11 protein-coding genes are annotated in these 14878 nt (G+C 67.9%); 5 read left to right on the plus strand and 6 right to left on the minus strand.

Annotation, left to right across the window (positions count from 1 at the left end):
• Positions 1-52: 52 nt before the first annotated feature.
• Together G531_RS22450 and G531_RS0113060 are read left to right on the plus strand one after the other, a co-directional pair.
• Positions 53-2662 carry a flavin-containing monooxygenase gene (locus G531_RS22450; RefSeq protein WP_051215460.1) on the plus strand — a complete coding sequence of 870 codons (2610 nt, stop codon included), beginning with the start codon at positions 53-55 and terminating at the stop codon, positions 2660-2662.
• 172 nt (positions 2663-2834) lie between these two features.
• Positions 2835-4154 (plus strand): tetratricopeptide repeat protein, encoded by a 1320-nt coding sequence (locus G531_RS0113060; RefSeq protein ID WP_035758866.1) that lies wholly within the window; start codon positions 2835-2837, stop codon positions 4152-4154.
• Here the strand turns inward: G531_RS0113060 and G531_RS0113065 are convergent.
• Positions 4151-4843 (minus strand): winged helix-turn-helix transcriptional regulator, encoded by a 693-nt coding sequence (locus G531_RS0113065; protein WP_035758867.1) that lies wholly within the window; start codon positions 4841-4843, stop codon positions 4151-4153. The genes G531_RS0113060 and G531_RS0113065 overlap by 4 nt on opposite strands.
• A gap of 86 nt (positions 4844-4929) precedes the next feature.
• Here G531_RS0113065 and G531_RS0113070 point away from each other — a divergent pair, with 86 nt between their 5' ends.
• The 3 genes from G531_RS0113070 (at position 4930) to G531_RS0113080 (ending at position 8174) form a co-directional block, all read left to right on the plus strand.
• Entirely contained in the window at positions 4930-5751 is an 822-nt protein-coding gene (locus tag G531_RS0113070) for a class I SAM-dependent methyltransferase (protein ID WP_026927602.1), read from the plus strand.
• Positions 5752-5774: 23 nt separating this feature from the next.
• The gene (locus tag G531_RS0113075) at positions 5775-6884 is read left to right on the plus strand and encodes an LOG family protein (RefSeq protein ID WP_026927603.1); all 1110 of its coding nucleotides are present in this window, start codon (positions 5775-5777) and stop codon (positions 6882-6884) included.
• 69 nt (positions 6885-6953) lie between these two features.
• Positions 6954-8174 carry an endonuclease/exonuclease/phosphatase family protein gene (locus tag G531_RS0113080; RefSeq protein WP_026927604.1) on the plus strand — a complete coding sequence of 407 codons (1221 nt, stop codon included), beginning with the start codon at positions 6954-6956 and terminating at the stop codon, positions 8172-8174.
• 23 nt (positions 8175-8197) lie between these two features.
• On the opposite strand, the gene G531_RS0113085 is transcribed toward G531_RS0113080, so the two are convergent.
• The 5 genes from G531_RS0113085 to G531_RS25265 form a co-directional block, all read right to left on the minus strand.
• Positions 8198-9370 (minus strand): CapA family protein, encoded by a 1173-nt coding sequence (locus G531_RS0113085; RefSeq protein ID WP_245630538.1) that lies wholly within the window; start codon positions 9368-9370, stop codon positions 8198-8200.
• Between the two features lie 74 nt (positions 9371-9444).
• Complete coding sequence (gene gdhA / locus G531_RS0113090) at positions 9445-10782, minus strand: NADP-specific glutamate dehydrogenase (RefSeq protein ID WP_026927606.1); 1338 nt, start codon at positions 10780-10782, stop codon at positions 9445-9447.
• Positions 10783-10996: 214 nt separating this feature from the next.
• Positions 10997-12592, minus strand: a complete 1596-nt coding sequence (locus G531_RS0113095) for an isocitrate lyase (protein ID WP_026927607.1) — start codon at positions 12590-12592, stop codon at positions 10997-10999.
• A 178-nt stretch (positions 12593-12770) separates the two neighbouring features.
• Positions 12771-13439 (minus strand): HAAS signaling domain-containing protein, encoded by a 669-nt coding sequence (locus tag G531_RS0113100; protein ID WP_026927608.1) that lies wholly within the window; start codon positions 13437-13439, stop codon positions 12771-12773.
• Complete coding sequence (locus G531_RS25265) at positions 13420-13764, minus strand: PadR family transcriptional regulator (RefSeq protein WP_081684111.1); 345 nt, start codon at positions 13762-13764, stop codon at positions 13420-13422. Before G531_RS25265 ends, G531_RS0113100 begins: the two co-directional genes overlap by 20 nt.
• Positions 13765-14878 lie beyond the last annotated feature (1114 nt).

Genomic DNA, 14878 nt, shown 5'->3' on the forward strand with positions numbered 1-14878 from the left:
GCACACTGGGGTGACCCGAATCACGACAGAGTCGTCGCGAAGGAGACTCCCCATGAGCAACAGCGATCCGAGCACCACGGACACCATCGCCCCCGATGTCGATGTCATCATCATCGGCAGCGGATTTGCCGGCATCTACGCTATCCACAAGTTCCGCGACCAGATGGGACTGACCGTCCAGGCCTTCGATGCCGCCAGCGATGTCGGCGGCACGTGGTACTGGAACCGCTATCCCGGCGCCCGGGTGGACATCGAGAGTGTCCACTACTCCTACTCCTTCGACGAGGACCTGCAGCAGGAGTGGCAGTGGAGCGAGCGCTTCGCCGCCGGCCCGGAGATCCTGCGCTACCTGAATCACTGCGCCGACCGGTTCGACATTCGCCGCAGCGTGAAGTTCAACACCCGGATCACCGATGCCGCGTGGGACGACGAGCGCAATCACTGGGTGATCCGTACCGATCAGGGGGACACGATCACCGGCCGCCACTTCGTCTCCGGCGCCGGCACCCTGTCGGTGCCGAAGGTGCCCGACTTCCCCGGGGTCGAGGACTTCGCGGGCCAGACCCTCCTGACCGGAAACTGGCGCGAGGACCATGACCTGACCGGCAAGCGGGTCGGCATCATCGGCGTCGGTTCCACCGGCATCCAGGCGATCAGCGAAATCTCCAAGGTCGCCGGTGACCTGTTCGTCTTCCAGCGCACCCCCAACTTCGCCACCCCGATCGGCAACTACCCGCTGGCACCGGGCGAGGAGGACGCCAACAAGGCGCGCTACACCGAGATCCGCGACGCCTCCCGCAACCACTTCCTCGGGGTGCCCTACGACGAGGTCGAACCGTCCGCACTCGCGGTCTCCCCCGAGCACCGCCGGGCGGTCTACCAGGACCGTTGGGACAAGGGCGGCTTCCGGCTGTTCATCGACAGCTTCACCGACGTGCTGCTCGACAAGGAGGCCAACGACACCGCCGCCGACTTCATCCGGGACAAGATCCGCGATCGGGTCAAGGATCCGAAGACCGCCGAACTGCTCTGCCCGACCGGCTATCCGTACGCCACCAAGCGGCCCCCGCTGGAGACCGACTACTACGAGGCGTACAACCGGGAGAGCACCCACCTGATCGACGTGAAGAGCAATCCGATCGACCGGGTCACCGCCGCGGGCGTACGCCTGGCCGACGGCACCGAGTACGAACTCGACGTTCTCATCCTGGCCACCGGGTTCGACGCCTGCACCGGACCGATGCTGGCGATCAACCCGAAGGGCCGCGCCGGGCACACCCTCAAGGAGACCTGGGCCGACGGGCCGCAGACCTACTTGGGCCTCACCGTCCACGGGTTCCCGAACCTCTACCTGATCACCGGTCCGCAGAGCCCGTCGGTGCTCTACAACATGCCGCTGGCGATCGAGGATCACGTCGACTACATCGCCGACATCCTCACCTGGATGGACCAGCATGGCCACACCGTCATCGAGCCGAGCGTCCAGGCGCAGGAGCAGTGGGTCCAGGAGACCACGGCGATGTCGGAGATGACGCTGCTGCCGACCTCCCCGAGCAGCTGGTACATGGGCGCCAACATCCCGGGCAAGCCGCGCCGGGTGCTGGTCTACCTCGGCGGCGCGCCCCGCTATCGAGCGATCTGCGACAACGTCAAGGAGAACGGCTTCCGCGGCTTCCATGCCGCGAACTCGACCGCCGAGGTGACCGGGGCCCCGATGAGTCCGGCCCTCGACCCCGCCGAATGCTTCATCGTCGAGGCGCTGAAGCAGCAGAGGTTCGCCGGGTTCCGAGCCGCCGGCGTGGAGACCTCCCGGGCAGTGATCGAGTCGTTCGTCGGGATGCAGGCGCCGGCTCCGGAGGTCGCCCAGGTTTCCGAACACGCGTACGGTGACGACCCCGAGCAGCGGCTGCGGATCTACACCCCCGCCGGTGAAGGACCCTTCCCGGTGCTCGTCTATGTCCACGGGGGCGGCTTCGTCGGCGGCAGCCTCGACGTGGTGAACGAACCCGCCCGGGACCTGGCCGTACGCTCCGGCGCGATCATCGTCACCCCGACCTACCGGCGCGCCCCCGAGCACCGCTTCCCCGCCGCCCACGACGACGCCTATGCCGCCCTGCAGTGGACCGCCGAGCACATCGCCGAGCACGGCGGCGATCCGGCGCGTATCGCGGTCGCCGGCGACTCCGCCGGTGGCTCCCTGGCCCTGGCGGCCGCCCACCGGGCCTCGGTGGAAGGTCCGGCGCTGTCGGCGCTGACGCTGATCTATCCGCTGGTCAGCGTCGCCGGGCAGACCGCGTCCCGGGAGGAGTTCGCCACCGGCTACGTCATCGAACTCGATGATCTGGTGTGGTTCGGCGAGCAGTATCTGAACGGCCCCGAGGATGCGACCGATCCGCGGCTGGCTCCCGAGCGGGCCGACCTGTCGGGCCTGCCGCCCACGCTGATCCTGACCAACGAGTGCGACACCCTGCGTGATGAGGCCGAGGACCTGGCCGAGCGTCTCGCGGCCGAGGGCGTCGACGCCCGATTCCAGCGCTTCGACGGCTTGGCCCACGGTGCGTTCTGGCAGTCCCTGGCGGTTTCCCGGTGCGCCGAACAGCGCCTCGCGGTCGCCGAATTCATCCGGGCCCGGCTCGGTGCGCGGACTCCGCAGCCGGCCTGAGTCGGATCACTGAGCGCCGACGCCCCGTCACCTCGCGTGGCGGGGCGTCGTGCCGCCGGTCGGGAGTCCGATAGACCGATGACAGGTACGCATTCCCCGGGAGGTGGCCCCGGTCGTACGCTGATTGGTGGAGGCGCGGCAGGCCCGCTTCCGATCAAGGGGGATCACCGTCATGTTCGATGCCCAGGGTAATGCTCTCCCCGGCGCCACCGCCGAGTCCGTAGCGCTGTTCGATCAGGCCGTGGCGGCTTTCAATCTCTACCGCGGAGATCCTGTAGCCCTGGTCGATCAGGCCATCGAGACGGCTCCGGACTTCGCCATGGCGTACGTCCTCAAAGCCTACCTGTACGGCACGGCCACCGAACCGGACGCCACCGCCGAGGCCGCGACGATTGTCGAGCACCTGAAGTCGATGCGGCTCTCGGAACGGGAGGCGTCCCACGCCGCTGCCCTCGACCTCCTGCTGCGCGGTGAGTGGACCGCCGCGGCCGTCGCGCTCGATCGGCACAACGCGGACTATCCGCATGATCTGGTGGCGTTGCAGGCCGGCCACCTGATGGACTTCTTCCGCGCCAGCGCCCGCGACCTGCGCGACCGGATACCCCGCGTGCTGGCTCGCTGGTCCGACGACCTGCCCGGATACTCGATCCTGCTCGGCATGTACGCCTTCGGCCTCGAGGAGACCGGCAACTACGGCCGGGCCGAGGAGGTCGGCCGGCGCGCGGTCGAAGCGCAGCCACTCGACTGCTGGGCGCACCATGCCGTCGCGCACGTGATGGAGATGCAGGGTCGGGCCGAGGACGGCATCGGCTGGATGCTCGCGCGGGAGCCCTACTGGTCCGGGGACGACAACTTCTTCCAGGTCCACAACTGGTGGCACCGGGCCCTGTGCCATCTGGAGCTCGGTCAGACCCCGGAGGCGTTGGCGCTGTATGACGGGCCGATCCGGCAGGACCGCAGCGCGGTGTCGATCGACATGGTGGACGCCTCCGCCCTGCTCTGGCGACTGCACCTGATCGGCTGCGACGTCGGCGACCGCTGGACCGAACTCGCGCAGGCCTGGGACGCCCACGCCGACGGGCGCTCCTATCCGTTCAACGACTGGCATGCGGTGATGGCCTATCTCGGGGCCGGCCGGTTCGACCAGGTCGACCGCATCGTCGCGGCCTGCAACCTCGCCGACGAGTCTGCCGAGACCGACACCTGGCGCCGCGACACCGCCCGGCCGCTGGTCGAGGGCTTCGCGGCCTTCTGGCGCGGCGACTATGCCACCGCCGCCGACCTGCTGTTCGGCGCCCGCTTCATCGCCAACTCCTTCGGCGGCAGCCACGCCCAGCGTGACGTGATCGATTGGACGCTGGCCGAGGCCGCGGTCCGCGGAAAGCTGACCGGCCTGGCCGAGGCCCTCGTCGACGAGCGGCTGGCGCTCAGACCGCACAGCGCGGTGAACCGGTCGCTGCTGCGGCGAGCCCGCGCGACCACGGCGGACTAGGCCGGATCGGCCTCCGCCGGGACCAGGGGTGCGATCGGGCTGCGTTGCAGGATCGTGGACAGCCGACTGGTCCAGGCGCGATCCCCCTCGACCCGGATCACCTCCCGGCGTACGGCCCGGTCCACCGGCACCCGGCCCAGCCAGACGCGGTACAGGTCGCTCAGCGCCCCGCGGACGGTGAGGTCGACCGGATAGCCCGGGTCCGACTCACACACCGACGCCGTCCCCCGGTCGATCACAATCCAGAACGACCGCGCCTCGTCGGTGAAGATCACCGCAATCACGTGCCGGTTCCCCGGAATCGCGGACGTGTCGATCCGATCGTGCATCCACCACACCAACAGTTGCGGGTCGAGTTCCTCCGGGGTGGGGTCGCTGAACGCCCACCGCGCGCCCCAGCCGCCCAGGCCGAACACGATCGGCTCCAGTTCCCGGCCGGCCGGGGTCAGCACGTACTCCCCGGCCAGATGGTCCACGAGCCCGGCCCGGGCCAACTGGCGCAATCGTTTTGCCAACAGGGTCCGGGACAGCCCGGGCAGGCCGCGGGCCAGGTCGTTGAACCGGGTCGTGCCGCACAACAGGTCGCGCACGATCAGCAGCGCCCACCGCTCCCCGAGTAACTCCAGGGCCCGCGACACCGGACAGTACTGTCCGTAGGTCTGGGTCCGGTCCTCGCTGACGACTGCCATGACTCCAATGATGGGTCCCGATGCTGTACCGGGAAAGTCCCCTTCCTGTACTTCTCCGCCCGCCCGAGCGAGCGCACGCTGGAGGCATGACCACTACTGAACTCCGGCTCGACGAGCTGAAAACAAAGCACCGCGCGATGTGGGACCTGGGCGACTATCCCCGCATCGCCGACACCGTGATTCCCCACATGGGCAGCGACCTGGTCGCCGGTGTGCGAATCACCGAGGGCGAGCAGGTCCTCGATGTCGCGGCCGGCGCCGGGAATGCGGCCCTGCCCGCCGCCCGGCGCAGCGCCCGGGTGACCGCAACTGACCTCAGCGACCGGCTGCTGGCCGAATGCGACCGGCGGGCCCGCAGCGAGGGCCTGAGCGTCGCCACCGTGCCCGGCGATGCCGAGGCGCTCCCCTTCCCCGACAACTCCTTCGACGTCATCACCTCCTGCGTCGGGGTGATGTTCGCCCCGCATCACCAGCAGGCTGCCGCCGAACTGGTCCGAGTGGGCCGCCCCGGCGGACGGATCGGCCTGGCGTCCTGGACTCCGGCCGGCTTCATCGGGCAACTGTTCGCCGTGATGAAGCCGTACGCCCCGACCCCACCCCCGGGCGTACAACCCCCGCCGCTGTGGGGCAGCGTGGACCACGTCGAGTCCCTGCTCGGCGACCGGACCGTCGACACCAAGTACCGCACCCAGGAGGTAGCGGTCGATGCGTTCACCGATCCGGTGCAGTTCCGCGAACTGTTCAAATCCAGCTACGGACCCACGATCGCGGTCTATCGCAACATCGCCGACGATCCCGAACGGACCCGCGAACTCGACGACGCCCTCGACGACCTGACCCGGGCGAACTGGAACGGCGGACACATGCGCTGGGAGTACCTGCTGTTCACCGGCACCATCCGGGGCTGACCGGACCGGGCTAGAGTGGCGCGGTGCGTCAGTACCTGGAAATCGAAACGCTCGACGAGTTCGATGAGCACCTGCGCCACACCCACTCGCTGAACGGCTGGTTCGTCCAGTCGGTCGACCTGACCGGTCGCGGTGCTGCCCTGCGGACCAAGGACGTCGCCGGGGCGGCGTTCCTGGGCTGCGGCCTCGACCCCGAGGTCGAGCAGTGGCTCAGCGCGGCCGGGGCCCTGGTCTTTCCGAAGCTGCCGGCGCTGCCGTTCGATCCGTATCGGGGGCAGTTGTACACCGCTGACGAGTTGTACGACCGGCCGCACTACGCCCACACCCTCGACGCGCGGGTGTACGCCTGGTCGCGCCGGGTCGGTCCGCACCCGGCGGCGAGCCCCTCGCTGGCGATGGCCCTGCACGATCATGCGATCAGCAACGCCCTGGACGAACTACACCTCGCCTCGGACCGACTGGTGGGTGTGATGGGCGGCCATGCGATGGCGCGCGACAGTGCCGGGTACGCCGCCGCGGCCCGGATGGCGCAGGCGCTCACCCGGGCCGGGCGTACCGTACTCACCGGCGGCGGACCGGGCGCGATGGAGGCGGCGAACCTGGGCGCCTGGTTCGGTTCACCCGAACATTCGAGCGCCGAGACCGCCGCCGGACTGGCCGAGGCACTCGACGTACTGACCCGGGTGCCGTCGTTCCACCACAGCATCGACGACTGGGCCCGGACCGCGGCCACGGTACGCCGGGCCTGGCCGGCGGAGCGGGCCGGGCACAGCGTGGGGATCCCGACCTGGTTCTACGGGCACGAACCGCCCAATCAGTTCGCCACCGCGATCGCGAAGTACTTCCAGAACGCCCTGCGCGAGGACACCCTGCTGCATAGGTGCCGGGGCGGAATCGTGTTTCTGGAGGGGGCGGCCGGCACGATCCAGGAGCTGTTCCAGGCCACCACGGGCAACTACTACGCCGCCGATGACACCCTGATCGCGCCGCTGGTCCTGGTCGGCCGGGAGTACTGGACGCAGACCCTGCCGGCCTGGTCGCTGCTCAGTGCCCTGGCGGCCGGCCGTCCAATGGCCGAACGGCTGCACCTGGTCGATCACCCGGGAGAGGCGGTCGACCTGCTCACCCGGTGAGCCGTTGCTCGGCCAATGTTCACCCGGAATTCTCTGCGGCGTCGAGGGCCGGCCCTAGCGTGAGCTGTCGTGAAGATCCTGACCAGCGTGGCCCTGGCTGCCGCCGCCCTCACCCTCACCGCCACCCAGCTCCCGGCCGCCCAGGCCGCTCCCCCGGCGACTCCGGAGATCCGGTTCGCCACCTATAACGCGTCGCTGAACCGCAACAACGCCGGCGACCTGGTCCGTGACCTGGCGACCCCGAACAACGCCCAGGCCGCCGCCGTGGCCGAGACGATCCAGCGCAACCGACCCGATGTCGTGCTGCTGAACGAGTTCGACTACGTGGCCGACGGCTCGGCGGTCGACCTGTTCCGGACCAACTACCTCCAGGTGGCGCACAACGGTGCCGCCGCGATCGACTACCCCTACGCGTACACCGCCCCGGTGAACACCGGCGTCCCGACCGGCTACGACCTGAACCGCAACGGGTCCACCACCGACGCCGATGACGCCTACGGGTTCGGCTTCTTCCCGGGCCAGTACGGCATGGTGGTCCTGTCGAAGTACCCGATCGCCGCCGACCAGGTCCGGACCTTCCAGAACTTCCTGTGGCGCGACATGCCCGGGGCCCGGCTCCCCGACGATCCGGCCACCCCGGCCCCGGCCGACTGGTACTCCCCGGAGATTCTGGCCCACTTCCGGTTGTCGTCGAAGTCGCACTGGGACGTGCCGGTCCGCATCGGCCGGGATACGGTGCACGTGCTGGCCAGCCACCCCACCCCGCCCTCCTTCGACGGACCCGAGCAGCGCAACAAGCTGCGCAACGCCGACGAGATCCGCTTCTGGGCGGACTACATCACCCCCGGCCAGGGCCGCTACATCTACGACGACCGGGGTGGCCGCGGCGGCCTGAACCCGAGCCAGTCGTTCGTGATCATGGGTGATCAGAACTCCGATCCGCACGACGGCGATTCCGCTCCCGGGGCGATCCAGCAGCTGCTGGACAACAAGCGCCTGGTCGATCCGCTGCCCACCTCGGCCGGGGGTCCCGAAGCGGCCGCGCTGCAGGGCGGCGCGAACGCCACCCAGTTGAGCGACCCCACGTACGACACCGCCGACTTCGCCGACACCCCGCGCCCGGGCAACCTGCGCGCGGACTACGTGCTGCCCTCGCGCAAGGGCCTGCAGGCCAGCGGCGCGGGCGTCTTCTGGCCCACCAAGGCGGATCCGCTGTCGCGGCTGACCGGGGAATATCCGTTCCCGGCCAGCGACCACCGGCTGGTCTGGGTGGATCTGCGCCTGTCCTGACCGGACCCGGTCGCCGGGTACAGCTAGTGCTCGGTCAGGCCCTCGTCGTGGCCCAGGGAGTGGACGACCTGGTTCGTCCGCTCCCGGGCCGCCAGCAGCCGGGCCCGATCACCCGTGCCGTCGGCCAGTGCCCGATCGACCAGATAGGTCCGGGCCGGCTTGCTGCCATCGCCGTAGGTGACCAGGGTCGGGAAGTACTCGGCCAGGCTGACGCTGAACTTCCCGGGCTCCTGCTCGGTGAAGGTGAACCGGGGCGTGATCCCCTCGTACCCGCGCGGCATGTCCTGTTTGTGCGTGGCGACCAGATTGCCGAGGCCGTAGGCCACCCACTTTCCGTTCTTCCGGGTGATCGGCTGCACGACGTGGACGTGGTGGCCGTAGACCAGGTCGACATCGGGGGACTTGGTCAGGGCGTCGGCCAGGGCTTCCTGCTCCGCGGTCGGCGCGCTCTGGTATTCCTCACCGTCGTGCATCGCGACCAGCACGATGTCGGCCCCGGCCTGCCTGGTCGCCCGGGCGCGGGACAGCAGGTCGTCGATCCGGATGCCCTGGACCGCCCACGGTTTGCCGTCGGGCAGCGGGATCCCGTTGGTGCCGTACGCCCCTTCGACCAGCCCGATCTTCACACCGGCAGCGGTGGTGAAGATGGTCGGCGTCCGTGCCTCCTGCTCGCTGCGGGCGGTGCCGTTGTGCTGGATCCCGCGGGCATCCATCGCGTCGAGGGTCCGCTTGAGCCCGGCGAAGCCCTGATCCAGGCTGTGGTTCGACCCGGTGGTGCATACGTCGTACCCGAGGGCCTTGACCGCGTCGAGGGTCTCCTCCGGCGCGCTGAAGGTCGGGTAGTAGCTGTACGGGCCGCCCTTCGGGGCGATCGGAACCTCGTTGTGGCAGATCGCCAGGTCCGCCGATTCGACCACCGGGCGGACCCCCTCGAGCAGCGGCTCGAAGTCCAGCGTCTTCCCGGTACGCCGCCCGTCGGTCTGGGCGCCGAAGACCAGGGTGTTGTGCCACAGCAGGTCGCCGTTCATCACCACCGTCGCGGTCCGCGGCGACCACGTCGGTGACGGCGCCGGCGCCGCACTCCCCGAAGGGGACTCCGCCGGTGCGGGTGACTGGTCGACGTTCGCTCGCGCGCAACCACTGGCCAGCAGCAGCCCTGCCGCGACGAGGACGGCAACACCCTGTGCTGTTTTCACCCGGCCAGGCTAGGCCCCGCGACGGCCACTGCCCCCGGTTTTCAGGGCACTCACAGCGCCGCCCGGGGGTTTTCTCAGATCAGGCCCTGGGCGATCATCGCGTCGGCGACCTTGATGAACCCGGCGACGTTGGCGCCGAGCACGTAGTTCCCAGGGGCGCCGTACTCCTCGGCGGTCTGGGCGCAGCGGCGGTGGACGCCGATCATGATCTGGTGCAGCCGCTCCTCGGCGTACTCGAAGGACCAGACGTCGCGGGAGGCGTTCTGCTGCATCTCCAGCGCGGAGGTGGCCACCCCGCCGGCGTTGGCCGCCTTGCCCGGGCCGAACAGCACCCCGGCCTCCTGGAAGATCGCCACGGCCTCGGGGGTGCACGGCATGTTGGCACCCTCGGCGACCGCGATCACTTTGTTCTCGACCAGTTGCTTCGCATCGGCGGCGTTCAGCTCGTTCTGCGTCGCGCAGGGCAGCGCGACGTCACACGGGACGCTCCAGATGGTGCCCTCGGACTCGAACCGGGCGCTGCTGCGGCGGTCGGCGTACTCGCTGATCCGGCCGCGCTGGATCTCCTTGATCTCCTTGAGCAGTTCCAGATCGATCCCGGCCTCATCGACGATCCAGCCGGAGGAATCCGAGCAAGCCACGACCTTGGCGCCCAGCTGCTGCGCCTTCTCGGTGGCATAGATCGCGACGTTGCCCGACCCGGAGACGACCACGCGGCGCCCGTCGAGATCGTCGCTGCGGGTCTTCAGCATCTCCTCGGTGAACATCACCGCGCCGTAGCCGGTGGCCTCGGTGCGGGCCCGGGAGCCGCCCCAGTTCAGGCCCTTGCCGGTGATCACGCCGGATTCGTGGCGGTTGGTGATCCGCTTGTACTGACCGAACAGGTAGCCGATCTCGCGTCCGCCGACGCCGATGTCACCGGCGGGGACGTCGGTGTACTCACCGATGTGGCGGTACAGCTCGGTCATGAACGACTGGCAGAAGCGCATGATCTCGGCGTCGGAGCGGCCGCGGGGATCGAAGTCCGAGCCACCCTTGCCGCCGCCGATCGGCATGCCGGTCAGCGAGTTCTTGAAGATCTGCTCGAAGCCGAGGAACTTGATGATGCCCAGGTAGACCGAGGGATGGAACCGCAGCCCGCCCTTGTAGGGGCCGAGGGCGGAGTTGAACTCGACCCGGAAACCGCGGTTGATGTGGATCTGGCCCTGGTCGTCCTGCCACGGCACCCGGAAGATGATCTGGCGCTCCGGCTCGCACATCCGCTGCAGCACCGCTCCTTCGGCGTACTGCGGGTTGCGCGCGAGCACCGGGGCGAGGCTCTCGAAAACCTCGGCGACGGCCTGATGGAACTCCGCCTCACCAGGGTTACGGCGGACAACGCCGTCGAAGACACTCTGAAGCTTTGCGTCCATCTTCTCTACTCCTACTGCTCCGTTACGGGTCCGCAGGGGACTCTATACCCAGAATTCAGCGACCATTACCAGTTTGGCTTCCGCGGTGCCATCAACCCGTACGCCGGCCCCGTAGGCGCGCACCCCGGACATGCGGGAACCCCGGCCCTCCCGCGACGAATCGGGAGGGCCGGGGTTGTCCGGGGGACCTGGTCGCACCCGGTCGGGTGAGGAATCAGGCGAACTGGTTCATCGTGTTGTCCTTGCCACCGGCCTTGAGCGCGGCGTCACCGGCGAAGTACTCCTTGTGGTTGTCGCCCATGTCGCTGCCGGCCATGTTCTGGTGCTTCACGGTGGCGATGCCCTCGCGGATCTCGCGACGCTGCACGTCGCGGACGTAGGTGAGCATGCCCTCCTCGCTGAAGTACCCCTTGGCCAGGTTGTCGGTGGACAGCGCGGCGGTGTGGTAGGTCGGCAGGGTGATCAGGTGGTGGAAGATGCCGGCGCGGGCCGAAGCGTCCTTCTGGAAGGTACGGATCTTCTCATCGGCCAGCTGGGCCAGTTCGGTGTCGTCGTACTCCACGCTCATCAGCTTGTCGCGGTCGTACGCCGAGACGTCCTTGCCCTGCTCGACCAGCAGGTCGTACGCCTGCTGGCGGAAGTTGAGGGTCCAGTTGAACGACGGGCTGTTGTTGTAGACCAGCTTGGCGTTCGGAACCTCTTCGCGGATCTTGTCGACCATCTCGGCGATCTGCTCGACGTGCGGCTTCTCGGTCTCGATCCACAGCAGGTCGGCACCGTGGCGCAGCGAGGTGACACAGTCGAGCACGACCCGGTCGACGCCGGTGCCCTTGCGGAACTGGTACAGGTTGCTGGCCAGACGCTTCGGGCGCAGCAGCTTGCCCTCGCGCTTGATGACGACATCGCCGTTGCCGAGGTCGGCCTCGGAGATCTCCTCGACGTCCAGGAAGGAGTTGTACTGGTCGCCCAGGTCACCCGGGGTGGTCGAGACGGCCAGCTTCTGGGTCAGACCGGCGCCCAGCGAGTCGGTGCGGGCGACGATCACGCCGTTGTCGATCCCCAGTTCGAGGAACGCGTAGCGGACCGCGTTCAGCTTGGCGATGAAGTCCTCGTGCGGCACGGTGACCTTGCCGTCCTGGTGGCCACACTGCTTCTCGTCGGAGACCTGGTTCTCGATCTGGATGGCGCAGGCGCCGGCCTCGATCATCTTCTTGGCCAGTAGGTAGGTCGCCTCGGGGTTACCGAAACCGGCGTCGATGTCGGCGATGATTGGCACGACGTGGGTCTCGAAGTTGTCGATCTGCGAGGTCAGGAACTCCACGGCGGTCTGGTCGCCGGCGGCGCGGGCGTCATCCAGCTGGGAGAACAGCAGATCCAGTTCGCGGGCATCGGCCTGGCGCAGGAAGGTGTAGAGCTCCTCGATCAGCGCCGGAACCGCGGTCTTCTCGTGCATCGACTGGTCGGGCAGCGGACCGAACTCCGAGCGCAGCGCCGCCACCATCCAGCCGGACAGGTAGAGGTAGCGCTTGTTGGTGGACTTGAGGTGCTTCTTGATCGAGATCAGCTTCTGCTGGCCGATGAAACCGTGCCAGACACCGAGCGACTGCGTGTAGACCGAGGAGTCGGCGTCGTATTCCGCCATGTCGCGGCGCATGATGTCGGCGGTGTACTGAGCGATCTCCAGGCCCGTCCGGAACCGGTTCTGGGCGCGCATCCGGGCAACATACTCGGGGTTGATCGCATCCCAGCCGGAGCCATTGGTTTCCTTCAGGGCCTGCACGGCCTCGACGTCATTCTGGAACGCAGTCATGGTGTGTCCTTCGTGTGGGAGCTGCTTGCTGTCTCCACCAGTGTCGCCACAATTGCGCCGGGTTACCCTCGGATGACACTGTGAAGAAACGCAAAATTTCCCACTGGAGGAAATCGGCCGCCTTTCCGGGGCCGGACGCGGTCGATGGCGACCTCCGTCACCGATCTTCCCACGGCCTTCAACCTTCGGCGGTCACCACCGCCCGGTCGCCAGCAGCGATCCGGGGACGTCCGGGGAGCGCAGCCGCCACCAGGGCCGCCACGGCCGCGGGCGCGAAGTACCAGCCGACCGAGGCGGACGCGACAACCGCGAAGCCGGTCAGCACGAGCGCCCCCGGGACGGCGAACAGTCGCCAGTGACTGCGGGTGCGTCGCCAGAGCCCCGCGAGCAGCGGGATCGCGGCGGCGGCGAGCGGGATGAGGAACGGAACAAGGATGCCCGGGCCGTACTGCGGCAGCAGGTAGGTGCTGCGGACCCGGCCGGAGCCGTCGACGCTCACGCCACCGGGCAGCAGGAATGCGACCAGGATGCCGGCCACCACCAACGCCAGGGCGATCAACTGCACCACCCGAGCCGGGGTCAGGAACGGCGGCTCCGCCCGGCGCCCGGTCCGGTCCTCATAAGCCTGCAGATACGGCCCGGCAACAGTTCGCGGCGAGCCGGTGTCACGAATGGCCTCAGATGCCGATGCACCCTTCGCGATGGACTCCCGGAGATGATCCTCGACGGCGGCGCGCGCATCCCGACGATCCGACCGAGGGATCGTCGCCAACTCCGCCTCCACTGAATGCAGATACGCGGACACCGACGCGCCCAGCACCTGACTGTCAGCCCTGCCCTCCATCATGACTTCCAATCGTTTTGTCGACATTGTTTCGAAACTCGCCCCACACTCCGCGGAATGCGTTCAGTCGCGCGTACCCCTCGCCAGTCAGCGCGTAGTACTTTCGCCGGCGACCACTCTCGCTTTGCTGCCAGCGCGTGGACACCAACCCCTCGCGATGCAACCGGTTCAGCAGCGGGTACAACGTCCCCTCGCCTGCGATGAGACCCCGCTCACTGAGCACTTTGGAGATCTCCCAGCCATAGGCCTCTCCACCATCAAGGATCCCCAGCACACAGAACTCTGCAATGCCGCGACGAAGACTATCCAAAGGGCCACTTAGTACCATGCTTTACACAGTATGACTCCACGAACCACCGAGGGACAAGACTCAGAAGCATAGACGGCCCACGAAAGTACGCTCCGAATCATTTACCTTGCGCCACAAAGTATATCGGCCTAGGGTGATCACGCCCCCAAAGTCGAACGGCACCTTCAGCGGGATTTTCCCGGAAAGGACTCCAGATGTATCGAACAAAGAGGTTCGCGGGCTTGGGCCTGGTCTGCCTGCTGGTTCTCAGCGGACTTTCGGTCGCGCACCCCCCCCATCGCAGCAGCCGAAGAGGTCCCCAAGACTGTCGAGCAGACGTACACCGACGAGGCAGGCGTTATTCACTACAAGTTCGACGCGAACGCCCTCCCAGGGGCTGAGACTGTAAGGTACGAATCGGCTCGCTCCCAGAACAGGGAGGACCGATGCCCCCTCCACGCGTCAGGGGCAGGAGCCCCGGGGAAGGGGCCTCGTGTGACCATTGCTGTCGAGACCACCTTCAACCCAAGCACTTGCGAGCGCTCTATGGCGGTCGCTACCTATCCGCTTGCGGAGACGCCCGGGACCGCATGGGCTCTGGCCCGGGGACCAGCCGCTTCACGCGAGCCGGTCGTGGTTCCCTCAGCGGATGGTGATTGGTACGTACGCCTCAACGCGTTTGTGCGCGACCCTGTGGACATCCACGTCAGTGAGGCAAGAGCCGACTTCCTTTGGAATTCGTCCGGGCCCGTTGCATGGTGGAACGATCGCTCGTGGTATTCGTACACCGGCTGGTACGAGACGGCCTATTGGGTGGGCAACTCCGCCACGGGAGCCAACACCACAGGCCACTATCAGAATGAGGCATTCTGCATTCCCTGGGAGAGCACCTTCAGCAGGCACTGGGAAACCCGCACAAGTGGGTGGACCAGCGGTCACTGGGAGTGGAGCTACTCGATGGGCAAGTGGGGAGACTGCTCGGACCTTCTCAGCTACGGGTACTGGACAGTCACGCCTTGATCATCGCGGGGACTTCCAAAATCTAATCACCGGACTTGAGCAACGCGGCCAGCCCGGTCACCACCGCTCACGGTGGCCGGGCAGTGACCCCTGCAGCAGGGGACTTTTGTCTTACCCACCGGCGAGACTACTT

Source organism: Granulicoccus phenolivorans DSM 17626 = NBRC 107789 = JCM 15570 (genome assembly GCF_000423085.1).
Taxonomy (GTDB): domain Bacteria; phylum Actinomycetota; class Actinomycetes; order Propionibacteriales; family Propionibacteriaceae; genus Granulicoccus; species Granulicoccus phenolivorans.

What these genes read in the sequence shown, in the direction of transcription:
- G531_RS22450 (WP_051215460.1), top strand. Translation starts at nt 53, where the DNA reads ATGAGCAACAGCGATCCGAGCACCACGGACACCATCGCCCCCGATGTC.
- G531_RS0113060 (WP_035758866.1), top strand. Translation starts at nt 2,835, where the DNA reads ATGTTCGATGCCCAGGGTAATGCTCTCCCCGGCGCCACCGCCGAGTCC.
- G531_RS0113065 (WP_035758867.1), bottom strand. Translation starts at nt 4,843, where the DNA reads ATGGCAGTCGTCAGCGAGGACCGGACCCAGACCTACGGACAGTACTGT.
- G531_RS0113070 (WP_026927602.1), top strand. Translation starts at nt 4,930, where the DNA reads ATGACCACTACTGAACTCCGGCTCGACGAGCTGAAAACAAAGCACCGC.
- gdhA (WP_026927606.1), bottom strand. Translation starts at nt 10,782, where the DNA reads ATGGACGCAAAGCTTCAGAGTGTCTTCGACGGCGTTGTCCGCCGTAAC.
- G531_RS0113095 (WP_026927607.1), bottom strand. Translation starts at nt 12,592, where the DNA reads ATGACTGCGTTCCAGAATGACGTCGAGGCCGTGCAGGCCCTGAAGGAA.
- G531_RS0113100 (WP_026927608.1), bottom strand. Translation starts at nt 13,439, where the DNA reads ATGATGGAGGGCAGGGCTGACAGTCAGGTGCTGGGCGCGTCGGTGTCC.
- G531_RS25265 (WP_081684111.1), bottom strand. Translation starts at nt 13,764, where the DNA reads ATGGTACTAAGTGGCCCTTTGGATAGTCTTCGTCGCGGCATTGCAGAG.